Source organism: Candidatus Planktophila versatilis (genome assembly GCF_002288105.1).
GTDB lineage: Bacteria > Actinomycetota > Actinomycetes > Nanopelagicales > Nanopelagicaceae > Planktophila > Planktophila versatilis.
In genome coordinates this window covers 1,261,071-1,283,527 of sequence record NZ_CP016774.1, presented here as the reverse complement: position 1 = coordinate 1,283,527, position 22,457 = coordinate 1,261,071, and the positions used below count along the sequence as shown (strand labels likewise).

Genomic DNA, 22,457 nt, shown 5'->3' with positions numbered 1-22,457 from the left:
AGGCTGGCAGAAGTTCACTTTTCATTAACTTTCTAGACCCCAAGACCCTCTATTTTTCTGCCGTTATGGCGTGTATTGCCGGTAACGGGACACAAAAAGTGGGCGATGTTTTTCGAGGGAGTCGTCCACTTTTTGCTTTCTATTTATCGCTCTAAGACTCGCTTCATCCACATTTCAATATCATTAGGATGGCGCGGGATGTTTTCAGAAAGATTTCTATATCCATCACTTGTTACAAGAACATCATCTTCAATACGAATACCAATGCCGCGATATTCAGGTGCGAAGAGTTCATCATCAGGTTGGATGTATAGACCGGGTTCCACAGTTAATACCATGCCCTCACGCAATGGTGCATCGGAGTACATCTCTTTGCGGGCTTGGGCGCAATCATGCACATCAATACCTAAGTGATGACTTGATCCATGCAAAGTCCAGCGACGATGTAGACCCACCTCAGGCTTCATTGATTCTTCGACCGAGATGGTGAGAACTCCCATATCGGCTAAACCACGTGCCAATACTTCTTGGCATGCCTTATTTACATCAGAAAATAGCGCTCCAGGTTTAACGGCGGCAAAACCAGCGAGCTGAGCTTCATAAACAAGCAGGTAGAGCGCACGTTGTGCCGGAGAAAACCTGCCATTTATTGGAAAAGTGCGAGTGATGTCGGCGGTGTAGAAAGATTCCATTTCAACACCAGCATCGATTAAGACAAGTTCACCTGGATGCAGATCGCCATCGTTACGGGTCCAGTGCAGTACGCACGCGTGTGAACCTGCGCCCACGATGGTGTTGTAACCAAGGTCGTTACCTAATATGCGGGCACGGCCATAGAAAGCGGCATCTAGTACTCGTTCACCGCGCGAGGTTTGAACAGCGGCCGGAATGGAGCTAATGACATCATTAAACCCAAGTGTTGTTGCGTGAACTGCGCGCTGCAGTTCACTCACCTCATATTCATCTTTGCATAAGCGCTGTTCTGAGATGAACGTTGCAAAATCCTTATCAGCAGGCGAGAGTGATTTCTTGCCATCAGCTAGTAACTCTTTGAGCTCACTCAAATTCCTGGTTTCAATTTGGTAGCGCGCCTTAGCCTCTGACAATGTGAATCTGCGACCTACCCAGAGTTCGCCATATCTTGCATCGCGATAGAAAGCTTCAGTATCTCTAGTTGAACGTGGGTTCATATAGAGATAGGTAATGTGTGAATCTCCACTCGGTTCAAGTATGAGTACCGCATCAGCTGTTGCATCAGGTCCTTGCACGCCACTGTAATAAGCGAAAGCACTATCAGGGCGGTAGTTGTAATCGGTATCACCTGCGCGCACCTTCAGTTCACCTGCAGGAATTACTAGTCGCATTCCTTGGTATGCCGCAGAGAGAACTTGCCTGCGGGAGTATGCGTAGGTAACAACTTCCAGCGGCTCTAATTCAGTGAGTTCACTTTCGTCCCAGCCACTTTTCATAAATTCAGAGAAGATCAGTGAAGGTCCTTGATCATGGACCCGTGCGGTTTGCTCTTGCGGTGCTTGGGTACTCTCGCTACTCATTGTGCAATCCTAGGACTTACCGCAGTAAGTTCAAGATGGATGTATCAAGGCGCATCAACGACGAAGATGGTGCCATCCCTTTCTATCGTGGGTAGCAGGATGAGGTTTCTTGTCGCCGGACCCCCAGTTGGCTTACCGGTCGTCGCTTCAAAATATGAACCATGTGCAAAGCAGACTAATTGAGAACCAGAGATCTCGACATCACGCCCCAAGTGGGTGCACCGATTGCTAAATGCAATCACGCCATCTTCGCGGCGAATGAGGATGTAACCCCGCGCTGGGTAATTAAGTGAGGGGTTACTCACCGAGATTGGCTGGTTAAGTTTTAGATTCGCACTCTTTGCCACCGCAAACTCATCTGGTGGAGGCGTGTAGGCAGGGCGCGGTGCAGTTGAAGTGGTGGGAGTTGGCTGCGTGGAAGGTTGAGTTGTAGCCGAAGGAGTTGGCTTGGCTGGTGTGACCGGGACACCTTTATTCCACACTAGCTTGTTACCAGATTTCACACATGTGTATTTCTTATCCCGCCAAATAATTGTTTGCCCCACCCGTGTGCACTTCAGAGTCGGAACTTGAGCAGCCTCAGCAATAAATGGGTTGGCAAGAAGTGCAACTCCGGTGAGAATCTGAAGAATCTGTCTGCGTGAGAAGTGTGACATGTAACGATTATTCCCTGGAATTAGGTGATGAAAGTAAACACCAGGATAACGCAGTATTAATAGAGACAAAAAGCAACACCATGCATTCATATAAAAAGTGATAACAATTTGCTTGGTTGTTACTGGAAATATAACTCTCACCTAAAGACTTCGCGCAAACCTCACCGTGAGGTATTACCTAAGGAGTAATAAATGAAGAAGAAACTCTTCGCAGCTGTATCTACGGGTGTGATTGCATCATCACTCGTTCTTCAGAGTGCATCTGCAGCAGAAGCGCCGGTCTACTTAATTCCCGCAACAGATGCCGCTTCACTTGCTGTTATCGCAACAACAGGCGACAAAATTTCAAACGAAGTACTTCGTGGAGTTCCAGATGGAATGGGCGCGATGAAAAACGCAGATGGAACACTGACCCTGCTTTCAAACCATGAAATCTCAACTGGTGCAGATATCGCAAATAAGAAAGACACCGGAACATGGGGATCATCAATTTCAAAGATGACATTCGATCCGGCAACAAAGAAGATCACAAAGATGGAAAGCTGGATGAAGAGCATGTCCTACTACAACTACGCCACTGAGAAGTGGGGTTCAACATGGGAGCAGTCACTTCCAGTAGGCACTTCAGCCACTGATGCTTATGGATCAATCATCGGCACCAACGGAATTAACCGCCTATGTTCAGGTGACTTGGTCGCTGCAGGTGGATTTGCGTATAGCGAGAAAGATGCAAAGACAAAAAAGACAGTTACCTACGGTTACAAGGATGCTGTCTACCTCACAGGTGAAGAAGGCTCTGATGACCAGTCACGTGCTTTCGCATTCGACGTCGACGGTAACGGAATCCAGCTTCCAAAGATGGGTCTTGCTCCATGGGAGAACCTTCTTACAAAGCCAGGTACAGGTAAGACAACGATTGTTATGGGAAATGAAGATGGCAACGCAACAGATAGCCAGCTTTACATGTATGTCGGTACAAAGCAGACAACAGGAGCTAACTTTGCTGAGAAGGCTGGCCTCACAAACGGCAAGCTCTACACAATTGCGCTAGAGAACTACCGCACAGATAACGCCGTACGTGCAGTTGCAAAGGGCACAAAGATTAAGGTTGGCTTCAATGAAGTTAACACAAACCCTAAGTTCGGAAAGCTTGCAACAATGTCACAAGCTAACGGAACGACATTCTCACGTATCGAAGATGGCGAGTTTGATTCAAAGAATCCAAACGTCTTCTACTTCGTTACAACAGAATCAAATAAGGATCCGCTAGCAACAACACCACGTCCAGGTGCTACATACTCACGTGATGGTGGCGCACTTTGGAAAATGACTTTTGCTGATGCAAAGGATCCATTCAAGGGTGCAACAATTGAGATGCTACTTAACGGTACCGAAGTTCCGTACCTTACTAAGCCAGATAACCTAACCATTGATGGTGACTACATCCTGATTCAGGAAGATCCAGGCAACAATGCTCACATTGCTCGCCTAGTTGCATACCGTATCTCTGATGGCAAGCTCGCCGAGATTGCAAAGTTTGACGAGCAGTACTTCATCACAGGTGCGGCAAAGTTCATCACCCAAGATGAAGAATCATCAGGAATCATCAACGTCAACAAGTTCTTGAAGGCAAGTGGCGACACAAAGTCACACTTCTTCTTGAACGCACAGGTTCACTCAAAGCTTTCAGTGGCACGCCCAGATTTGGTTGCTGGCCTTGGAACAACTGAAGTGATGGCACTTGATAGCAAGGCAATTGAAGGCGGTCAGTACTACCACCTTGCAGTTGACTGGACAAAGGTCACATTTGCTTAATAAGTAAATGAAGAATTACAACTGAATAAGGCAGAGAGCGGTTCGCTACACAGCGGGCCGCTCTCTCGCCATTTATACAAGGGTTAGGTATGCCTGGGCGAAGGCGCTAAACTTGCCCTGCAACTCGGAGACGTCGCATAGCCCGGTCGAGTGCGCCTCACTGCTAACGAGGTAAGGTGTAAAAGCCTTCAGGAGTTCAAATCTCCTCGTCTCCGCTCAATCTTTCCTCTCCCACGCAAAAATATGAAATGCACTCTTGACCTTTGATAGGAATATTAGATACTTGGGCACACCCAAAGGGAAAGAATAATAAAAATGGCAAAAGTACGTGTCGGCGTCATCGGTGCTGGAAGCTGGGCAATCGCTTCACACCTCCCGCATCTTGCAAATCATGACGACCTCGAATTTGTGGGAATCTCACGTAAAGGTCCAGAAATCCTAAAAAAGATTGCAGATCGTTATGGATTTAAAGTCGCCTCTGAGGATTATCGAGATGTACTAAATGCTGGTGTGGATATTTGCGTGATTGGTAGCCCAACAGGATTACATCATGAGCATGCAAAGGCTGCGCTGGAGGCTGGTGCACATGTCATGTGCGAAAAGCCAGTAACCATCAACCCGACAGATGCATGGGATCTTGATGCAACTGCAAAGCGCGTAGGTAAAGAGCTCATCATTGCTTTTGGTTGGAATTACATGCCAATGATGCAAGAGGCGAAAGCTTTAATGGAAAAGTATGGAATTGGTGATTTAGAACATCTGACTATTCATATGTCTTCTATGACAAGAGAACTTCTCTCCAACACAGGTGCTTATCCGGATGCGACACCAGAATCCTTGCCTGATGAGAAAACTTGGACCGATCCAACACTTTCTGGCGGCGGATATGGTCAGGCACAGCTTTCTCACGCACTAGGTATGGGTTTGTGGGCAACTGGTGCTAGAGCTGAGTCTGGTTTCGCCTTGATGTCTTATCCAATGAATGCTCCTGTTGAAATGCACGATGCAATTAGTTATCGATTTGAAGGTGGAGCAATCGGTTCCGTCTCTGGCGGCTCTGCTCACGCGAAAGCCCATAAGACTTACCACGCACTTGAATTAAGAGCTATTGGCTCTGATGGCCAAATCCTTTTGGACCTTGAGCGGGCAGCAGTCTGGTTGTATTACAAAGGCGAAAACATCAGATTAGATCTTGATGATGATGCCGGTTATTACAACTGTCAGGGACCCATTGATGCACTCGTTGCAGCGGGTAAGGGTGAGAAGTTTAGGAACTACTCACCAGGAGAACTCGGCGCTCGCTCGGTAGAAGCTTTGGATATTGCTTATCGAAGTGCGGCAAGTGGAAAGCTTGAGCACCGTCTGTAAGAATCTTCTGCACTGCTGATTCCTGCATTGCCCCATTTAACATCGCGCCAAGTTTTCTCTTCGGGTGCTAGTTTTACGTACTCCTCATGCTCGCCACCCGCTGTTTTAATTCGCACCTTTCCGGCACCTATCGGCATCTCTTCAAATTCAACGTGTGTCACAGCAAGAAATTCAGAGGCGCTTTGCAAGTTAGTTGGATCTCCTGATTCCCAGAGCGCTGCAACTGCATAGGCTGGGTTCCACCACGGCCCGCCTTGAGAGGCATCAAGTATTGAGGCAACTGAAGTTGAGAGCACGACTGTGATGAATTCTATTTTTTCTTTATGCACTTCACGTAATTTCAATGCAGCAGCGAGGGCGGCATGAACAAATCCATTTGCGTCCATTAAACGAATTGCCACACCATCAATACCATTGAGAATCTCTGATGTTGATCCTTCAACAAGGAACAATTCAAAGAGCCCGCGGGGCCCGCTCCATATTTCTTCTGCGTGTGGAGCGCCAACAAGGGCGGCATGAGCGCTTGTAATTCCAAGTGAAATAGCTGAAGCACGATTTGTTTGGGCGGCGCCCTTGCGTTCGAGAACGGCTTGTGAAGAGCCACCAATGTTCATAGCGCAAATATGTAGTGCTTTTACGTGTTGCTCTCTTGATAGCCCAAGTGCGATTGCAGCAGTTGTTGTTGCAGCGAATGCTCCACTGGTTGCTGTGACATGCCATTTAGATCTATGCAGTGGTCCAAAGAAATTAGCAATCGTTGCACCAGTTCGATACCCGTAGGCAGCAGCTTCATAGACTTGCTTGAGCGATAGACCGCGCTCGATTCCAATCGATGTTGCGATAGGCCAGATGATTGAACCTGGATGAGTGAGTACTTTCCAATTCACATCATCCATATCGAGTGCACTGGTATAGAGACCTAAAGTCACGGCTCTTTCGGTGATGCCCGAGGAGAGCGCAGGTGCGCTCACCCCATAGTGCTTTTCACCTAAAACAGCAGAGGCCACAAAGTCTTGGAAGAGTATTTCAAGGCGGTTTTCTTTGATTTCAAGATTGTTTTGCGTCAGTGCTTCGATCATCAACTTTCCAAGTTTGGGATCATGCATGAGAGAGAGCCTTACTACTAGATCGTGGTCGGTAGATTGTAGGAACAACTGCTTGCGACGGGGCCTTTTCTGCAATGAGATCTAACATCAAGCGCGCCGATTGCCGCCCCATCTCTTCCGGATCTCGATAGACCGAGGATAAATCGGAAGAGAGAAGATCAAACATGGGCCATTCATCTAGTGCGACGAAGGCAATATCGGCCCCGGGCTTAATTTTTAACTCTTTTAGTGCGTGAAGTGCTCCGGTTGAAGCACCAATGCCACCTGTAATCAGCGCATTTGGTAATTTTTTACCTGAGAACAAATCTTTGGTTTGCTCGTATGCAAATTGTTCCCCAAATTTACCAAGTCGAATTAAATCCTCATCAATTTTTATTTTTGCATTCGATAAGGCTTGCTCATAACCTTTAATTCTGTTGCGCGAGATAAAGACATCTTTTCGCCCTGACACAAAAGCAATTCGCTTGTAGCCATTCTTAATGAGGTCTGCTGTGGCTTCTCTTACGCCTTGCGCATGATCGCAGATTACAGCGCTCGCGTTGAGTCCGGTCACTTCCCGATCTAAAAGCACTACTGGGGCACCTAATTCATTAATCGTGTTGCGAACATATGGAGAGTCTTCGGAAACAAGGGAAGCGATAACACCATCGATTCGGCGACGCTTAAAGAGTGCAAAATTCTCTTTCTCGGCATCTAAATCTCCATGTGAATTAATCAAGATGATTGAATAGCCAGCTTTACGTAATTCATGCTCAGCGCTTTGCGCAACAATTGAAAAGAGGGGATTGGTGATATCTCGAATCATGAACCCAATCGTGTTGGTAGCTCCTTTGCGCAGTGATTGCGCCAAGTGATCTGGTTCGTATCCAAGCTGGGCAACTGCTGCCTCGACTTTTTCGCGCATTTTCTCTGAGACATCGCGATGGCCGGAGAGAACTCTAGAAACACTAGAAATTGCGACGCCAGCTTTGGCGGCAACATCATGAATCGTGATTCGATTCTTTCCCATGGTCAGCCAGGGTAGTCCTGGCACGAGGGAATGAGAATGAATCCTGGAAATTATTCCCAGAAAAGATTTCCGGGGTAAATATTGACAAAGGCAGATTCCTGCTTAGAATTAGGAATCGTTTCCAGTTTTACTATCCCAGGAGGTGCAACGTGGACCTAACCATCACTCGTGTTGAAACTGAGTCAGTCCGTGTTCCCTTAGAGCGGGTTTATAAGGGCAGTCACTACAAGATGACTCACCGCTCGACAACCATCACTCGTATCTTCACTAAATCTGGCCTCGTCGGTGAAGCCTATGCAGGCGATGAAGATGCGGGGCTACTTGAAATTGACAACATTATTCATGAAGAGCTTGCCCCATTGATTTTGGGCAAGGATGCATTTGAAATTGAAAAGCTGTGGGAGCTCTGCCGCCCTGCAACATGGGACATTCTTCGTGATCGTCGCCTTGGATTAGTGGCAACTGCCTCTATCGATGTGACTTTGTGGGATCTACTTGGCAAGGCATATAACGCACCACTCTGGAAGCTATGGGGTGGCTATCGCTCCAAGATTCCGGTCATCACAATCGGCGGCTACTACGGCAGTGATTTAACGATTCAAGAAGAAGTTGAATATCTGCTCAAAGAGGAATTTGCCGGAATGAAATTTAAGATTGGCGGTCTTGAGCCAGAAGAGGATGCCAAGCGCTTCAAAGAAGCTCGACGCGTGGGCGGGGATAAGTTCCGCATTGCAGTAGATGCCAATCAGGGTTACACGGTTCCGCAAGCAATCAAATTCTCACACTTAGTTGCCGACGATAATCTCTTATGGTTTGAAGAGCCATGCATTTGGCAGAACGACAAAAAAGCGATGCGCGATGTTCGCTATATCGGCAACGTCGCTGTTACTGCCGGACAGACTGAATTTTCAGCAGCAGGCTGCCGCGATCTGATGGAGACCGGATCTATCGATTACTGCAACTTCGATTCATCGTGGTCGGGTGGACCCACTGAATGGCGCCGGGCGGCGGCTATCGCAACTGTTTATGACGTAAAGATGGCACACCATGAAGAGCCGCAAGTAGCTTCACATCTACTTGCATCCATTCCTCACGGTACCTACCTTGAGTTCTTCCACCCAATGCGAGATCCCATCTGGCACAACATGATCGCCAACCGTCCAAAGCTGAAAGATGGGTATATGCAGCTCAACGACACCCCTGGGCTCGGTTGGGAACTCGACCGTGATTACATCAAGAAGTATCGGATTGCTGAACGGGTATCAGAGCTAAAGTAATTCGTCCCTGACCAGGTGAATTGGTAAGTAGAGATACTGCGCACGAATACGTGCGTCTGTTCAAAAAATCTGGGTATTTCAATGCATTGTTCAATTTATAACATAAGTTTATCTTGAGTAATTGGTGAGTTTTCTATTGACACACATCACCTGGCAGGAAAGGATTCCAGTTAAGGCAAGAAATGCTTATGGGGAATTCGACACGGATCCCTCATCAAAAAACGAAGTTAGTGAAAGGTAACGGTGAACGATGAAAACTTTATCCAAAGCTCGAGTAGGTATTGTTTCGGCTTTAGCAATTGCTGCACTAGTTGGTTCAACGCTAGTTCCTGCTACAGCAGGACAGTATGAGTTCCGTCCAGCGGTCAAAGGCAGTGGTAAGGGAATCACAATCGGATATATCGGACTCGATGATGCAATCGGATTCGGTAAGGATGTTGGCGATTCCATCAAGCGTGAAGCTAAGAAAGCAGGAGCAAAGGTAATTTACTGTGACTCTAAACTTGATGCTGCAAAGGCACTAAACTGTGCAAAGACATTCAAGTTAAAGAAAGTTGACGGTATCTTGAATTTTCAGCCTGTGGCATCAGCCTCTGCATCAATCTGTAAGGCAGGCCCACAAGTTCCAGTTATTGCAATTGATATTGAGCAAGATCCATGTCAAGACGCATTCATGGGAGCTGACAACAGCTACGCCGGTGAAGTAACCGGAAAAGCACTCGGCGAACACTTCAAGAAGACATTCAACTGTGAGTTTGATTCATTCATCTCACTAGAAGATTACGGAGTTGGAGTTGTAAACGCTGCACGTATGGGCGGATACCGCACAGGCTTCGAATCAGTTTGCGGCAAGATTGGTGACAAGTTGATCCAGATTGATGCTGGTCGTCTTGAGCCAGCTCTTGCAAAGATGAAGGATGCACTTACAACCCTTCCTAACGCAAAGAAGATTGCTGTTGTAGCAATTAACGATGAAGGTATCCAAGGCGCATTTGCTGCTGCAAGAGCAATCGGTCGCGACCAGGATATTTATGCAGGTTCACAAGGTGCAGCTGCTTCAGCTCACTGCGATATCGCTAAGAACCCTAACTGGATCGGAGCAACTGCTTACTTCCCAGAGCGTTACGGCGAGATTGGTGTTCCTTACCTTATTGATCTCATCAAGGGAAAGAAAGTTCCTTTCCAATTGAAGATCAAGCACGTCGCAGTAACTGGGGACAACGTATTTAAGTTGTTCCCAGCTTCAAAGGCGAAGTGCGCGTAATACTGCATAGGTAGGAAAACGCTTCACAACCAACTGCTAGAAAGGGTTTCTATAAATGTCGAATAAGACGGAATTGATTCGTTTGGAAGGCATTAAGAAGTCTTATAACAGTGTGGAAGTTCTGCACGGAGTGGATTTATCTGTAAACGCCGGGGAAGTCATTGCACTTCTCGGGGAGAACGGAGCAGGTAAATCCACTCTCGTGAAGGTTCTGGCGGGGGATATTCCTCCAACAGAGGGCGTTATTAAAGTTAACGGTGCCGAGTTCTCTCAGCTTGATGTATTTAAAGCGAGAGAACTCGGTATTCGTATGATTTTTCAAGAACTTAACGATGCTCCCGCACTCACCGTTGCTGAAAATATTTCTCTTGGCCAATGGCCGACATCCGGTGGAAAGATTGCGTGGAAAGAGCTGAAGGCAAAGGCAAAAGAAGTCCTTAATCGGCTCGAAGTAGATATTCCACTCGATGCAGAAGCAGGCTCACTGCGCGTGGGAGAGCGGCAGTTGCTTGAGATTGCACGAGCTCTTATTCAAAATGCAAAAATTCTTGTTCTGGATGAACCATCGGCAGCTCTTTCAAACATTGAAGTTGAGCGCCTTTTTAAAGTAATGGATCAACTAAAAGCCCAAGGTGTAGGAATGGTCTACATCACCCATCGCCTTGATGAAGTCAACCGCGTTGCAGACCGCGTACAGGTGCTCCGTGATGGCGACTCTGTACTCAATGAAGTGGCTCAAGAAGTCTCACGTGAAGAATTGGTAACTGCGATGCTTGGCCACGCAACTGTACAAAACGTACGTCCAGTAGTTTCTAAAGGAGATACTCGCGCCCTAGTTGTGAATAACCTCTCCGACGGACATGTTTTTAATGACATTTCATTTGATGTTCATCAAGGTGAGGTTCTCTGTTTATTTGGAAAAATTGGTTCTGGCACCTCTGAAATTCTCGAGAGTATTTTTGGTTTGCGCCCACTTAAGTCTGGCGAGATAAGCATGTACGGAGAGAAATTCACTCCTAAGTCTCCGCAAGACTCTACCTCTAAGAAGATTGGCTACCTGCCTGCAGACCGCCAACGACTTGGCTCCTTTGCGATTCGCTCTGTGGCCGAAAATCTCGCTGTTAGTTCATGGGATCGGATGGCTAAGTTTGGTTTTGTGAAGAACGCAGATGAAGAAAAGGCTTATGGAACATGGCAAGAAGCGCTCTCTATCAGCTCGCGCCGCGGGCCATCACAAGAGATTTCAACTCTCTCGGGTGGAAATCAGCAGAAAGTTCTTCTTGGCCGTTGGTTTGAGGCAAAGGTAAATGTGCTTCTCCTTGTTGAACCTACACGAGGTGTGGATGTTGGAGCGCGTCGTGATATCTATGAAATTATTCGTAAACAAGCGAAAGAGAGCAACATGGCTGTTCTTGTTGCCACATCTGATTATGAAGAAGTAGTTCTTCTCGCAGACCGTGCACTCGTCATTTCCCGGGGTGCAATATCTGCAGAATTTACCGATGATCTTGTTCAAGCCAGCAATCTAATAGAAGCGTCAAGTTAGGAGCACATAGCAAAATGATTAAGAATAGAGCTAAATCAGTGACAGCAGGCACCGAAGATGGTGCAAAGAAGTCTCGCAAGATTCCTGACACCGCTCCGCTTATTGCTGTGCTTGTTTTGATGATGATGTATTTCAGTGTCGCCAGCGAATACTTCTTCCAAGTCGAAAACTTCAGAAATATTCTTGCCAACGCTGCAGTAACTGGAATTGTCTGTATCCCATCTACATTTTTAATTATCGCAGGTCATATCGATCTATCCGTTGGATCAGCTGCTGCAGTATCTGGAATGATGCTTGCTCAAGTTGTGAACTCCCAAGGGGTGGCAGTTGGAATGCTTGCAGTTCTCGCCTTTGGATTGGTCTTTGGATGTTTTAATGGATTCCTTGTGACCGTCGTTGGTGTTAACTCGCTGATTACCACCCTTGGCGGCCTTGGATTCCTCTATGGAGTAGCCCTTCTAATTGGTAACGGCCAGACAGTGGGCATGAACGACTTTGAATGGCTAGGAACCGCTCAACCGCTCAAGATTCCACTCCCAATCATCATTTTCGCGGTGATTGCTCTTCTTGGAGCGATCACGCTTCGATATACAAAGTTTGGTCGCTCAATTTATGCAATTGGTTCAAATCCCAATGCAGCCCGTGTTGTAGGTATTCGCTCTAATCGAATTATCTTCCAGACATTTATTCTCTCTGCAGTTGCATCGGCTCTTGCAGGTGCTGTCCTTACCTCACAACTTTCTGCAGGTTCTCCAAACTCAGGTCTAGGACTTGAACTTCAGGTGATCACAGCAATCGTTCTTGGTGGCGCCAGCCTTGCTGGTGGCCGAGGTTCAATCTTAGGAACAGTTCTAGGACTACTCATCGTGGGTATCTTGAACAACGGTCTGATTCTGATGGATGTACCAACCTTCTGGCAGCGTATTGCTCAAGGCTTGATGCTTATTCTTGCTGTTTCCTTCGACTCTATTCGAGCCAAACTCAATAGCACTAGGAGTTAACGCATGACGGTCAATGTTTCTACACAGAGAATCATTCCTGCTCGTCGACCTAAGAGGACTATCAAGGTTGGTTTAGTTGCCGGCGGACTCGGCACATACTGGCCGCAATTTCCACATCTCTTGCCGCAACTACAAGCATCAGCAAAGTATGTCTCACAACGTATCGGGGCGATGGATGTTGAACTAGTTGATGCTGGATTTATCTCTGATCCACAAGAAGGTGCAATAGCTGCTGAGAAGTTACGTGCTGCAGGCTGTGACATGATCGTAATGTTCTTAACTACCTACATGACATCATCAATGGTTATTCCTATTGCCCAGCGTTCTAATTCGCCTGTGCTCGTAATTAACTTGCAACCAACTGAACAGATGGATCACGCAAATTTCGACACCGGTGATTGGCTGGCATACTGTGGAGCTTGTCCACTGCCAGAAGTAGCTAACGCATTTGAGCGGGCCGGAGTTCCATTCCGATCAGTATCAGGATTCCTACGCGAAGAACGCGCATGGACAAAGATTCATGGTTGGATTCAAGCTGCTGGAATTCGCGCAATGCTTCGTAACTCACGTCATGGCATTATGGGCCACCTTTACCCTGGAATGTTAGATGTATCCACCGATATGACTATGGTAACTACACACTTTGGTGGTCATATGGAAGTGCTTGAATTTGATGACTTACGCGTGCGCGTTGAAAAGGCAACTGAAAAAGAGATTAACGCAGTCCTTGATGAAACTCGTTCAATCTTTGATTTAGATTCAACAGTTAACGATGATGATTTGCGTTGGGCAGGACAAGTAGCAGTTGGACTTCGCCGCCTCATTGATGATTTCGATATTTCAAGTCTTGCTTACTACCACCGTGGTCTCGATGGAGAAATTCACGAGCGCCTCGGTGCTGGAATGATTCTTGGTTGTTCACTTCTTACTGCAGAAGGTGTTCCTGCTGTGGGTGAGTATGAATTGCGCACATCCATCGGAATGTTGATGTTTGATCGAATTGGCGCAGGTGGATCTTTCACTGAGTTCCAGGGACTTAACTTTAATTCTGGTGTTGTTGAAATGGGCCACGATGGCCCTGCTCACCTATCTATTACCAATGACCGTCCGATTCTTCGTGGCCTCGGTGTTTTCCACGGTAAGCGTGGTTATGGAGTTTCGGTTGAAATCGGTGTCAAACATGGACCGGTCACTACCTTTGGAGTTAATCAACGCAAGAACGGCAGCTATCAATTCGTTGCCTCCGAAGGCGAAGTTGTTGCTGGACCGCGTCTTCTGCTTGGAAATACAACATCACTGATTGATTTTGGAATGAATCCAGGTGAATGGTGTGATGCTTGGAGTGCTACTGGAGTGCCTCACCACTGGGCGCTAGGAACCGGCCACCGCGTGGCAGAACTGCGTTCAATTGCAGAACTTCTTGATATTGAGATGGTTGTTATCTAGTAGCTCTTAGACTGTTAAGAATCAAAGAAATTTAGTAGGACTTCTTTCCTTTATTGCTATTTGTTCTAGCCTTCGTCTCTGCAACGTTATGGAAAGTCGTCGGAATCAAGATAGTTCTTGGAGCCTCGCCACGGATTAACTCCAGAATCAGCTCAGCAGCATATCTACCGATTAATTCAGGATTTCGATAGACCGAAGAAATAGGTGGGTTTAACAAGTCAAATAAAGGCCATTCATCTAGGGCAACGATGGTGACATCCTTCTCTGGCACTTTTCCGATCTCTTTAAGGGCATGCAACGTGCCACCGGAAGCTCCAATTCCACCAGTTAAAATAGCTGTAGGCGGCTTTGGGAGCTTAAACAATTTTAAAGTTTCTTCCTTGGCATATTTTTCAGTAAAGTCCTTAAGTCGGATGAGCTCAGGGTAGATCTTCTCATCAGCATCTTTATAAGCGGATCTAAAACCTTCTAAGCGGTTCTTTGTTACATACATATCTTTTGGCCCTGAGATGAAGGCAATGCGGGTGTGGCCCTGTGAAAGAAGGTGTGCAACTGCCTTTTTAACACCCAATGCATGATCGCTGAGTACGGCGCTACTGGTGACTCCGGGCAACTTACGATCTAGGAGAACCGTTGGTGCACCGAATAATTCGAGGTCTTCTTTGACGCTATCAGATGTCTCAGAGACCAGCGATGCGATGACGCCGTCCACACGCCTGCTCTTTAAAATAGCAAAGTTTAATTTTTCGGTATCTTCTGTGCCTGATGAATTGATTAGAATCATGGAGTAATGAGATTTGCGTAGCTCTGCTTCACAACTTTGCGCGATAGTTGAGAAAAACGGGTTCATGATGTCTCGGATCATAAATCCGATGGTGTGTGTTGTTCCGCGACGCAAAGATTGCGCTAGATGATCAGGTCTATATCCAAGGTTATTTACAGCCTTCTCAACCCTTATTTTCATTGTTTCCGAGACCGACTTATGTCCGGAGAGAACACGAGAAACACTAGAGATAGCCACACCCGCTTGGGCAGCAACATCCTCGATTCGGACCCTAGCTACTTTCTTTGATTTCAAAACTTTGCCTTTCGCAGGGCTATCTTCTTTTGCGGTGTGTGGAGTCTACAAAGGAGTAAATGCGTTCACCGCATTATAGGAGAATTACCTTGCTTGCAAGAAATTACAGGGAGTTAATTCTTATCAATCCTGTATTTTGCAATGAAGTCCTCGTCTAGCTCCCAGCCAAATCCAGGCTCTTCTGAGAGCAGGAAGTTGCCATTATCGAGCGGCTTCTTATTTGCAAGCATCTCCCAGAAAATAGGATCTCGGGTTGGGGAGAAGCATTCGGTATAGGTTCCGTGAGGCACCGATGCCAATAAATGCGATGACACTTGAGCCTCTTCATGGTGACCTAGTTGCACATCAAAAGTGGCGGCAAGAGCAGCAACGCGGCGCCATTCAGTCGGGCCTCCGCCCCATGAAGCATCGTAGTTACATACATCGATTGCATCATTGACCATTAGCTCGCGCATACCAAGTTTGGTGAACTCACTTTGTCCAGCGGCAACATTGACATTTCCACGAGTTCGAATGTCACGAAGCCCGCGCCAATCTGAATGCCAACGAGTTGGCTCTTCAAACCAACGCAACTCAATCGAATCCTCAATGCATGCCAAGAATGCCAGTGCTTCCGGAACGGTATATCCCTGATTGGCATCAACTACGAATAGAAAATCATCACCAACAATTTTCTTAGCTAGCTTTAATCTGGCGGCATCTTCCTCAGGCGGTTTTGCCCCAATCTTAAATTTCATACCAACTGTGCCAGTTTCTTCCTTGAAAAATTGAAGTTCACGTTCTAAGTCAGCTTCACTGGAACCGTAGTAACCACCAATTCCAATCATTGGAATCCGATCTCGGAATCCACCCCATAGGCGCCATAAAGGCTGGTTAACGCGCTTTCCAAATGCATCCCAGAGCGCACTATCGATACATGCAATAGATTGCATCGGAATTGCGCGATCGCGCAATTGATCGAAGGTAACGGGAAGCATTGCGTGCCACACTTTTTCAATCTGGCGCGAGTCCATGCCGATAATCGCAGGAACAATCTCGTCATGGATAATGCCTAAGACTTCGTGCTGCTCTTCATCTGTGTCAGCGTTATAGCTTTGGCCGACTATTCCATCAGATGTGGTAATTCTGGTAATGATTGTGCAGCGGTTACGCATCTTGTAGTACGAACCTTTGTAGAGGTGTTTAAGAGGTACCTTTATCGGAATCGTCTCGATTTTTTCTATAATTGGCACTTTATCTCCCTTAATTGGTTTCGCAGGTAAAAATGACGTCGCCCGTTTTTATTGCGTCGTTCTCCTTAAATAGGAGTTCAGTAATTTTCCCACTCACGGGAGATGGAACTTCAACCGAAGCTTTATCAGTTTCTACCTCAAGGACCATCTCACCAGCTTCAACCTGGTCACCGACTGATTTCTTCCAGTTTAAAAGGAAAACCTCATCCACTGTGTCACCAAGTCGTGGAAGTTTTACGCTGGTTTTCATTATTTACCTTTCTTATCGGTATAGATATTTTGGAACATCGAAGCCAAAGTAGGATTTGGAGCGCTCTTGCACACTTCAACAACACCCTCGATTACCTTAAGAGTCTCCTCTTTAATCTTATTAATTTGAGCAGCATCAATTAACTTCTCTTTGACTAGTTTTTCTTCAGTCAATTTAATTGGATCGCGTGCTTGCCATTTTTCTAACTCTCCTTCTGGGCGATAGAGCGCTAAATCGGCTCTAGAGTGGCCGGAGAATCGGTAAGTCTTTGCTTCGATAAAAGTTGGTCCCTTACCGCTTCTTGCATGATCTACAGCCTTTTGAATACCTTCTTGCACGGCTGCAATATCCATGCCATCAATTGCATAGTGCGGCATGCGATAACTCTCGCCTCGCAGGTGCAAATCTTCCAGCGGTGTCGTGATATCGATACGGCTGTATTCGCCGTAAACATTGTTGTCACAAATGAAGACAATAGGCAGGTTCCAGATAGCCGCTAAATTCAGGGTTTCATGGAAAGCTCCAATATTTGTGGCACCATCACCGAAAACAGCAACTGCTACATCATCTGTTCCTCGGGTTTGGAATGAGAGCGCGGCGCCTGCAGCAACTGGCATACCGCCTCCGATAATTGCCGAAGTAGGAAGAAGTCCTAATTCCATGTTGCTTAAGTGCATAGAGCCGCCTACGCCACCACAACAGCCAACTGTCTTACCCATGATTTCACCCAAGACTGATTCCGGGCTAAGTCCAAGTGCGAGTGCAATTCCGTGACCGCGATACGTTGCTGAAACAATATCTGTAGGTCGAAGCACTGATGCCATACCAACTGCAAGTGCTTCTTGCCCGATACACAAATGTGTTGTGCCTCTAATCTCACCTGAGGCAAAGAGCGCATTTATCTGTTCTTCTAAAGTACGTATTTCAATCATACGTTCATACTGAGCAACTTTATTGCCGGCTAAGGCAGATCGACGTTTTAGTTCAGCACTCATGAGCTTAGACCTTCAATCTCCCACCACTGTTTCGGAGTTAATCCGTTTTTCAATGATTCTGTAAGTTGGCGAGCTATATCTTGCGCTGTTGGAATGTATCTTGCTTCCAAAGTTCCACTATAAGGAACTGGAACATCAGGTGTAGTGATTCTAAATGGCGCAGCTTTAAGAGATGAGAAGAGCTTTGAAGTAGTTGCAGCAAGTATCTCAGAGCCCCAGCCACCACTGAATGGAGCTTCTTCAACCACGACCAAACGGCCAGTCTTTTTCACTGATTCAAGGACAGTTTGGCGGTCCCAAGGAACGATGGTCGCAAGGTCAATAAGTTCGGCATCAATTCCAGAAATCTTAATAGCCTCGTGACACACCTTTACCATTTGTCCCATCGATACCAAAGTAATGTCTTTTCCTGTACGCAGAACTCGCGCCTTACCGATCTCCATTTTTAATGAGGTATCAACTGGTCCACGATCGGCGTATAGAACTCTTGTTTCAAGAAACATTACTGGGTCTGGATCTTGAATTGCTGCTCGAAGCAAACTGTATGCTGACTGAGCATCGCTAGGAGTGATTACTTTTAATCCTGGGGTTGCACTTACCCAGTTTTCAAGAGTTTGCGAATGCTGGCTACCAAAACCTAAACCAGAACCACAAGAAGCACGTACGACCATCGGTACGGATAACATGCCATTACTGAGGTAACGCATCTTTGCCGCTTCAGTAACGAGCTGATCGAGTGCGACCCCTAAAAATTCCATAAACATAATTTCAACAACCGGGCGCATTCCCATGATTGCTGCTCCGACTGCGGCGCCCGTGAATGCCATCTCAGAGATGGGAGTATCTCGAACGCGAAGGGGTCCAAATTCCTGAAGCAGACCTTCTGAAGTTTTAAATGGCCCTTCAGCTACTGCCACATCTTCGCCGAAAATCATTACTGACTTATCGGCTCTCATCTCATCTGCCAGCGCCGTTGCTATTGCTTGGCGAAAACGGATTTCCTTTGTGCCGCTCTCAAGGACCTGTTCAGTCATTTCTTATAACCCTTCACAAGGATAAATCCTATTTTGTTTACATTTTGCTTTACTCAAGCCTATGGAAACGATACCATGTCAGAATATAACTTTCCCACCATAGGAGTCAATAGCTTCACATGTACAACAAATCACTATTTGAGCACTTGCCGCTCTCGGGCTTAAAGGTCCTAGATGCAACCTCTAACATTGCCGGTCCTTTTGGTGGGGCAATTCTGGCTGATTTGGGCGCAGAGGTAATTAAAGTGGAGACTCCGGCAGGTGATGCCTCGAGAACTATGACACCGCAAGATGGAGATAGATCCGCCTATTTTCATATTGTGAATCGGAACAAATCTGCAATCAGTATCGATCTAAAATCGGCAGAAGGTCAAGCAGAGCTGAAAAAGCTTTTGGCTGATACCGATGTCTTTCTGACTAATTTTCTTCCGGAGCGTTTAACGGCGATGCATCTGACCCCAGATGAACTGATGAGAATTAAACCAGGCTTAATATTTGGCAATTTATCTTCTTATGGCAGCAGCGGACCAGATTCATCTGTGCCTGGATATGACGCCACCTTGCAGGGGCGAACCGGAATCATGCATGTTACCGGCGAACCTAACGGAAAACCTGTTCGAGCCGGTGTCTCAGTACTCGATATGGGCGCCGGGATGTGGCTAGCTATTGGAGTTTTGGCTGCCTTAGTTAAACGCGCTGAAACCGGGCTAGGTTCGGTAGTAGAAACTTCGCTCTATGAGACAGGCGCGTCGTGGGTGAGTTATCACCTTTCCGCGTTCCAACTGAGTGGGAAGCCTTCTGAAAGATTTGGTGCAAGTCACCCAGCTTTTGGTCCTTATGGTCTCTATCAAACACTTGATGGAGACATCTGCATTGGAGTGGGCAACGATAATATTTTTTCTAAGTTGTGTGTCTTACTCCATCGCGAAGATTTGATTACCAACCCACAATTTGTGACCAATACCAGCCGAGTTGCGAATGCAGCTCTACTTCGAATTGAGCTAGAAAAGGTCTTGGTAACCCAGGGCGCTAAGCATTGGGCCGAACATCTTGGTAGACAGGGAGTTCCCGTAGATCGCGTTTCCAAGCCCGAAGATTTGTTAAATGATCTACAGGCGCAAGCAGTGGAGATACTGCTGCCTTACCCTGATGAGACAAGTAAGGTAAAGAAGATCCCAGGGGTCCCAATCCGATTTAATGGAGAAAGACCACCTATTAGAAGCGCGGCCCCACACAGACCCAATTAATACATTAATTGACCACCGGAGACGTTAAGCACAGCCCCGGTGATGTAAGAAGATGCATCTGAAGCTAGGAATATCACTGGACCCGCTAGCTCTTCTGGCGTAGCAAGGCGGCCAAGTGGAATCATTGAAACGAATCCTGCTAAAGCTTCTGGAGTTTGATTGCCCACCATCATCTGTGTATCGACTCCACCAGGAGAGACCGAATTGACGCGCACCCCATCCGGAGCGAATGAGCGAGCGAGACCTTTAGTCATTGTGACAACTCCACCTTTACTGGCGGCGTATACAACCGAGCCACCGAAGCCACCGGTCCACCAACCTTGAGAGGAGAAGTTGACGATAGAACCCTTGGTGCCGGCCTTGCGGAATGAATCTCGGGCGGTGCGGTTTAAGAAGAAGGTTGCTTTTAAATTGGTATCAATTTGGAAATCCCAATCGTCTTCTGTTATCTCATCCACAGTTGAGCGCCGGCGCAAAACTGCTGCACAGTGAACAAAAGCAGCCATGGGCGCCATCTCTTGCGCGAGCTCAAAAATACCTTTGTGATTAGCTAGTTGCGATAAATCCAGTTGAAGGGACTTATGCCCCGTGCCTGCCAGGCCAGAAATTATCTCCTCGACTGGAGATCCGGGGATATCAACGAGAAGAACGTGAGCCCCAGCTTCTGCCAATCCTTGGACAACTGCCTTGCCAATTCCACCTGCGGCTCCAGTAACAACAACACTTTTACCCGTTAATCCTGAATCACTTCGCCACATGGACGCCCCACTCCCCGAGTTAGTTAGTTCTTTCGAAAAATTACCAAAACACCTATTTAATATTGTTACATAAACCGCTACAGTCTATTTCACAGTACACTCATAGAAAAGTCAATATGTTTAAGGTGGAAATTTAATGGAATCACTATTCGGTATCACTGGATCTAAAGTTTTACTCACTGGCGGTACAGGTGGAATAGGTTCTGCACTAGTCGGAGGTTTTCTTCGAGCCGGAGCTCATGTGTGCATGCTGGCCCGCGATGAGGATGCGGTGAAAATTTCACAGCAGAAATACTCTGAATTTGGTGGGAACTTAACTTATGTGATTGCTGATTTCCTATCAGATGATTCATGCCTAAGCGCAGTCGCGCAGGCAACAAAAGCGCTAGGTCAGATTGACACTTTGGTGTTGGCACATGGCAACGCCATGCCAGGACCTGCCATCGACCTGACCCTTGATGTATGGTCGGCGCAGATTCAAGTGAACTTAACTGCGACCTTCCGTTTAGCACAGGCAGTTGCGCCAGAGATGATTAAGCGAAAATCTGGAAAGATTATTACTTATGCGAGCATGCTGACATTCCAAGGTGGATTAAATGTTGCTGGATATGCCGCGAGCAAAGGTGGGGTTGGTCAACTCACCAAAGCCTTATCCAATGAATGGGCGCCCCACGGAGTGAATGTGAACTCGATTGCTCCTGGATACATCAAAACCAAACTCAATCAACATGTGTGGAAGGATCCGGAGAGAGAAAAGAGTGTATTAGCTCGCTTAACAAGTGGGCGATGGGGCAACCCAGAAGACCTCGTTGGACCGACCCTGTTTTTAGCTTCCCACGCAGCAGATTACCTACATGGAGTAATTCTTCCCGTGGATGGCGGATGGCTCTCTCGGTGAAAGACGAAGTCGCTACCAACGTTGGTATCGATAGCTACACCTTCCATCGATTCTTTGGTGAGATCACTAAGTGGGAAGAGCCTTCTCAGGAACAGTGGAAGCTAAAGGATTTCTTTGACTTTGCAGATCAACAAGGAGTCTCTTTCGTCTCGCTGCAGACCGTCTACTTAAAAAACGAGATTGATACCTTCAAAGCAGATATCAAGAACTGGTTGGCAAAACCCAACCGCACCGTGGTCTTCACCTGGGGCCATCCAAACGGATTCGATGGCGGGCGCAAACCAGAGATGTTATTTGATGCCTTGTATTTCCTGCAGGTATCCCATGAATTAGGACTTCCGCAGATGCGGATTGTGCTGGGTAATCATTGGAATTTTGATATGCCGGTGCAAGAACGGCTAGAGACGCTTCGACCCCTTGTGAAGTCAATGCTGGTAGCAGCTGAAAATTTTGGGATCAAGATATCTATTGAAAATCATGCAGACTTTCTAGCCGTTCAACTCATGGGATTTATCAAAGAGTTCAATTCTCCCTATCTAGGGATGTGTTTGGATTTAGCAAATGTCTTTCGAGTGGGAGAAAATCCAGAGCAACTTTTGAGAGATTTCAATCTTGATAAGGTATTTATGATTCAGGCAAAAGATGTCAGGAAAATTGAAGGTCATGAACACCCCACTGGATGGTGGCCAAGTCAATTCTTTGGATCTGGAGATGTTGGTTTAATGAATTGCATGAAGGTGTTGAAAGAAAAGAACTTTAGCTCTCCTGTAGTTGCAGAGATATCAAATCTATTTACTGATCTAGAGGTGAAAGAAGTTGCAGCGCAGGCAGTTGCCTACCTAGCCCGTGAACTAAATACCTAATTTTCATGTTAATTGACTTAAGAAGAGTTTAAAAGAGGGAGGAATTCCCATCTGCTCTATT

20 protein-coding genes and 1 tRNA gene are annotated in these 22,457 nt (G+C 46.6%); 11 read left to right on the top strand and 10 right to left on the bottom strand.

Going from position 1 to position 22,457, the window contains the following annotated elements:
• Nucleotides 1-143: 143 nt before the first annotated feature.
• Nucleotides 144-1,553, bottom strand: coding sequence for an aminopeptidase P family protein (locus A1sIA79_RS06640; RefSeq protein WP_095675399.1), 1,410 nt, complete (start codon nucleotides 1,551-1,553; stop codon nucleotides 144-146).
• Between the two features lie 44 nt (nucleotides 1,554-1,597).
• A complete protein-coding gene (locus A1sIA79_RS06635; RefSeq protein ID WP_095675398.1) occupies nucleotides 1,598-2,209 on the bottom strand; it encodes a Rieske (2Fe-2S) protein in 612 nt (203 codons plus the stop codon).
• 192 nt (nucleotides 2,210-2,401) lie between these two features.
• Here A1sIA79_RS06635 and A1sIA79_RS06630 point away from each other — a divergent pair, with 192 nt between their 5' ends.
• The 3 genes from A1sIA79_RS06630 (at nucleotide 2,402) to A1sIA79_RS06620 (ending at nucleotide 5,392) form a co-directional block, all read left to right on the top strand.
• On the top strand, nucleotides 2,402-4,024 hold the full coding sequence (locus A1sIA79_RS06630) for a hypothetical protein (protein WP_095675397.1): 1,623 nt from the start codon (nucleotides 2,402-2,404) through the stop codon (nucleotides 4,022-4,024).
• A gap of 126 nt (nucleotides 4,025-4,150) precedes the next feature.
• Nucleotides 4,151-4,239 (top strand) — tRNA-Ser (locus tag A1sIA79_RS06625).
• 100 nt (nucleotides 4,240-4,339) lie between these two features.
• Nucleotides 4,340-5,392, top strand: a complete 1,053-nt coding sequence (locus A1sIA79_RS06620; RefSeq protein ID WP_095675396.1) for a Gfo/Idh/MocA family protein — start codon at nucleotides 4,340-4,342, stop codon at nucleotides 5,390-5,392.
• Here A1sIA79_RS06620 and A1sIA79_RS06615 read toward each other — a convergent pair.
• Together A1sIA79_RS06615 and A1sIA79_RS06610 are read right to left on the bottom strand one after the other, a co-directional pair.
• Nucleotides 5,350-6,498: an MmgE/PrpD family protein gene (locus A1sIA79_RS06615; protein ID WP_095675395.1), complete on the bottom strand. Its 1,149-nt coding sequence runs from the start codon at nucleotides 6,496-6,498 to the stop codon at nucleotides 5,350-5,352. The two genes, A1sIA79_RS06620 and A1sIA79_RS06615, sit on opposite strands and share 43 nt — an antisense overlap.
• Nucleotides 6,491-7,507, bottom strand: coding sequence for a LacI family DNA-binding transcriptional regulator (locus tag A1sIA79_RS06610; RefSeq protein WP_150122984.1), 1,017 nt, complete (start codon nucleotides 7,505-7,507; stop codon nucleotides 6,491-6,493). The genes A1sIA79_RS06615 and A1sIA79_RS06610 overlap by 8 nt, the downstream gene beginning before the upstream one ends.
• Before the next feature lie 149 nt (nucleotides 7,508-7,656).
• Here A1sIA79_RS06610 and A1sIA79_RS06605 point away from each other — a divergent pair, with 149 nt between their 5' ends.
• The 5 genes from A1sIA79_RS06605 (at nucleotide 7,657) to A1sIA79_RS06585 (ending at nucleotide 14,041) form a co-directional block, all read left to right on the top strand.
• Entirely contained in the window at nucleotides 7,657-8,784 is a 1,128-nt protein-coding gene (locus tag A1sIA79_RS06605) for a mandelate racemase/muconate lactonizing enzyme family protein (RefSeq protein ID WP_223298151.1), read from the top strand.
• A 250-nt stretch (nucleotides 8,785-9,034) separates the two neighbouring features.
• Nucleotides 9,035-10,048, top strand: a complete 1,014-nt coding sequence (locus tag A1sIA79_RS06600) for a sugar ABC transporter substrate-binding protein (protein ID WP_095675393.1) — start codon at nucleotides 9,035-9,037, stop codon at nucleotides 10,046-10,048.
• A 55-nt stretch (nucleotides 10,049-10,103) separates the two neighbouring features.
• Nucleotides 10,104-11,594 carry a sugar ABC transporter ATP-binding protein gene (locus A1sIA79_RS06595; RefSeq protein ID WP_095675392.1) on the top strand — a complete coding sequence of 497 codons (1,491 nt, stop codon included), beginning with the start codon at nucleotides 10,104-10,106 and terminating at the stop codon, nucleotides 11,592-11,594.
• 14 nt (nucleotides 11,595-11,608) lie between these two features.
• A complete protein-coding gene (locus tag A1sIA79_RS06590; RefSeq protein ID WP_095675391.1) occupies nucleotides 11,609-12,595 on the top strand; it encodes an ABC transporter permease in 987 nt (328 codons plus the stop codon).
• A gap of 3 nt (nucleotides 12,596-12,598) precedes the next feature.
• Nucleotides 12,599-14,041, top strand: a complete 1,443-nt coding sequence (locus A1sIA79_RS06585; RefSeq protein WP_095675390.1) for an L-fucose/L-arabinose isomerase family protein — start codon at nucleotides 12,599-12,601, stop codon at nucleotides 14,039-14,041.
• Nucleotides 14,042-14,072: 31 nt separating this feature from the next.
• Here the strand turns inward: A1sIA79_RS06585 and A1sIA79_RS06580 are convergent, their stop codons facing one another.
• The 5 genes from A1sIA79_RS06580 to A1sIA79_RS06560 all read right to left on the bottom strand — a co-directional run bounded on the left by A1sIA79_RS06580 (nucleotide 14,073) and on the right by A1sIA79_RS06560 (nucleotide 18,630).
• Nucleotides 14,073-15,119, bottom strand: coding sequence for a LacI family DNA-binding transcriptional regulator (locus A1sIA79_RS06580; protein ID WP_095675389.1), 1,047 nt, complete (start codon nucleotides 15,117-15,119; stop codon nucleotides 14,073-14,075).
• A gap of 113 nt (nucleotides 15,120-15,232) precedes the next feature.
• Nucleotides 15,233-16,273: a mandelate racemase/muconate lactonizing enzyme family protein gene (locus A1sIA79_RS06575; RefSeq protein WP_095675388.1), complete on the bottom strand. Its 1,041-nt coding sequence runs from the start codon at nucleotides 16,271-16,273 to the stop codon at nucleotides 15,233-15,235.
• 88 nt (nucleotides 16,274-16,361) lie between these two features.
• The gene (locus A1sIA79_RS06570) at nucleotides 16,362-16,601 is read right to left on the bottom strand and encodes a biotin/lipoyl-containing protein (protein WP_095675387.1); all 240 of its coding nucleotides are present in this window, start codon (nucleotides 16,599-16,601) and stop codon (nucleotides 16,362-16,364) included.
• Nucleotides 16,601-17,596 (bottom strand): thiamine pyrophosphate-dependent dehydrogenase E1 component subunit alpha, encoded by a 996-nt coding sequence (locus A1sIA79_RS06565; RefSeq protein ID WP_095675386.1) that lies wholly within the window; start codon nucleotides 17,594-17,596, stop codon nucleotides 16,601-16,603. Before A1sIA79_RS06565 ends, A1sIA79_RS06570 begins: the two co-directional genes overlap by 1 nt.
• Nucleotides 17,593-18,630: an alpha-ketoacid dehydrogenase subunit beta gene (locus A1sIA79_RS06560; protein WP_095675385.1), complete on the bottom strand. Its 1,038-nt coding sequence runs from the start codon at nucleotides 18,628-18,630 to the stop codon at nucleotides 17,593-17,595. Before A1sIA79_RS06560 ends, A1sIA79_RS06565 begins: the two co-directional genes overlap by 4 nt.
• 119 nt (nucleotides 18,631-18,749) lie before the next feature.
• Between A1sIA79_RS06560 and A1sIA79_RS06555 the strand changes: the two genes are divergently transcribed.
• Nucleotides 18,750-19,877, top strand: a complete 1,128-nt coding sequence (locus A1sIA79_RS06555) for a CaiB/BaiF CoA transferase family protein (RefSeq protein ID WP_095675384.1) — start codon at nucleotides 18,750-18,752, stop codon at nucleotides 19,875-19,877.
• On the opposite strand, the gene A1sIA79_RS06550 is transcribed toward A1sIA79_RS06555, so the two are convergent.
• Entirely contained in the window at nucleotides 19,874-20,635 is a 762-nt protein-coding gene (locus A1sIA79_RS06550; protein ID WP_095675383.1) for an SDR family NAD(P)-dependent oxidoreductase, read from the bottom strand. The genes A1sIA79_RS06555 and A1sIA79_RS06550 overlap by 4 nt on opposite strands.
• 136 nt (nucleotides 20,636-20,771) lie before the next feature.
• On the opposite strand from A1sIA79_RS06550, the gene A1sIA79_RS06545 reads away from it, so the two are divergent.
• Together A1sIA79_RS06545 and A1sIA79_RS06540 are read left to right on the top strand one after the other, a co-directional pair.
• The gene (locus A1sIA79_RS06545) at nucleotides 20,772-21,533 is read left to right on the top strand and encodes an SDR family NAD(P)-dependent oxidoreductase (protein ID WP_095675382.1); all 762 of its coding nucleotides are present in this window, start codon (nucleotides 20,772-20,774) and stop codon (nucleotides 21,531-21,533) included.
• Nucleotides 21,530-22,396, top strand: coding sequence for a sugar phosphate isomerase/epimerase family protein (locus A1sIA79_RS06540; RefSeq protein WP_190277054.1), 867 nt, complete (start codon nucleotides 21,530-21,532; stop codon nucleotides 22,394-22,396). The genes A1sIA79_RS06545 and A1sIA79_RS06540 overlap by 4 nt, the downstream gene beginning before the upstream one ends.
• Nucleotides 22,397-22,457 lie beyond the last annotated feature (61 nt).

Bases quoted from the DNA above. Each gene is read 5' to 3' on its own strand.
- A1sIA79_RS06545 (WP_095675382.1), top strand. From the start codon at position 20,772: ATGGAATCACTATTCGGTATCACTGGATCTAAAGTTTTACTCACTGGC.
- A1sIA79_RS06565 (WP_095675386.1), bottom strand. From the start codon at position 17,596: ATGAGTGCTGAACTAAAACGTCGATCTGCCTTAGCCGGCAATAAAGTT.
- A1sIA79_RS06635 (WP_095675398.1), bottom strand. From the start codon at position 2,209: ATGTCACACTTCTCACGCAGACAGATTCTTCAGATTCTCACCGGAGTT.
- A1sIA79_RS06560 (WP_095675385.1), bottom strand. From the start codon at position 18,630: ATGACTGAACAGGTCCTTGAGAGCGGCACAAAGGAAATCCGTTTTCGC.
- A1sIA79_RS06610 (WP_150122984.1), bottom strand. From the start codon at position 7,507: ATGGGAAAGAATCGAATCACGATTCATGATGTTGCCGCCAAAGCTGGC.
- A1sIA79_RS06620 (WP_095675396.1), top strand. From the start codon at position 4,340: ATGGCAAAAGTACGTGTCGGCGTCATCGGTGCTGGAAGCTGGGCAATC.
- A1sIA79_RS06600 (WP_095675393.1), top strand. From the start codon at position 9,035: ATGAAAACTTTATCCAAAGCTCGAGTAGGTATTGTTTCGGCTTTAGCA.
- A1sIA79_RS06555 (WP_095675384.1), top strand. From the start codon at position 18,750: ATGTACAACAAATCACTATTTGAGCACTTGCCGCTCTCGGGCTTAAAG.
- A1sIA79_RS06640 (WP_095675399.1), bottom strand. From the start codon at position 1,553: ATGAGTAGCGAGAGTACCCAAGCACCGCAAGAGCAAACCGCACGGGTC.
- A1sIA79_RS06630 (WP_095675397.1), top strand. From the start codon at position 2,402: ATGAAGAAGAAACTCTTCGCAGCTGTATCTACGGGTGTGATTGCATCA.
- A1sIA79_RS06550 (WP_095675383.1), bottom strand. From the start codon at position 20,635: ATGTGGCGAAGTGATTCAGGATTAACGGGTAAAAGTGTTGTTGTTACT.
- A1sIA79_RS06590 (WP_095675391.1), top strand. From the start codon at position 11,609: ATGATTAAGAATAGAGCTAAATCAGTGACAGCAGGCACCGAAGATGGT.
- A1sIA79_RS06570 (WP_095675387.1), bottom strand. From the start codon at position 16,601: ATGAAAACCAGCGTAAAACTTCCACGACTTGGTGACACAGTGGATGAG.
- A1sIA79_RS06595 (WP_095675392.1), top strand. From the start codon at position 10,104: ATGTCGAATAAGACGGAATTGATTCGTTTGGAAGGCATTAAGAAGTCT.
- A1sIA79_RS06615 (WP_095675395.1), bottom strand. From the start codon at position 6,498: ATGCATGATCCCAAACTTGGAAAGTTGATGATCGAAGCACTGACGCAA.
- A1sIA79_RS06575 (WP_095675388.1), bottom strand. From the start codon at position 16,273: ATGCGTAACCGCTGCACAATCATTACCAGAATTACCACATCTGATGGA.
- A1sIA79_RS06585 (WP_095675390.1), top strand. From the start codon at position 12,599: ATGACGGTCAATGTTTCTACACAGAGAATCATTCCTGCTCGTCGACCT.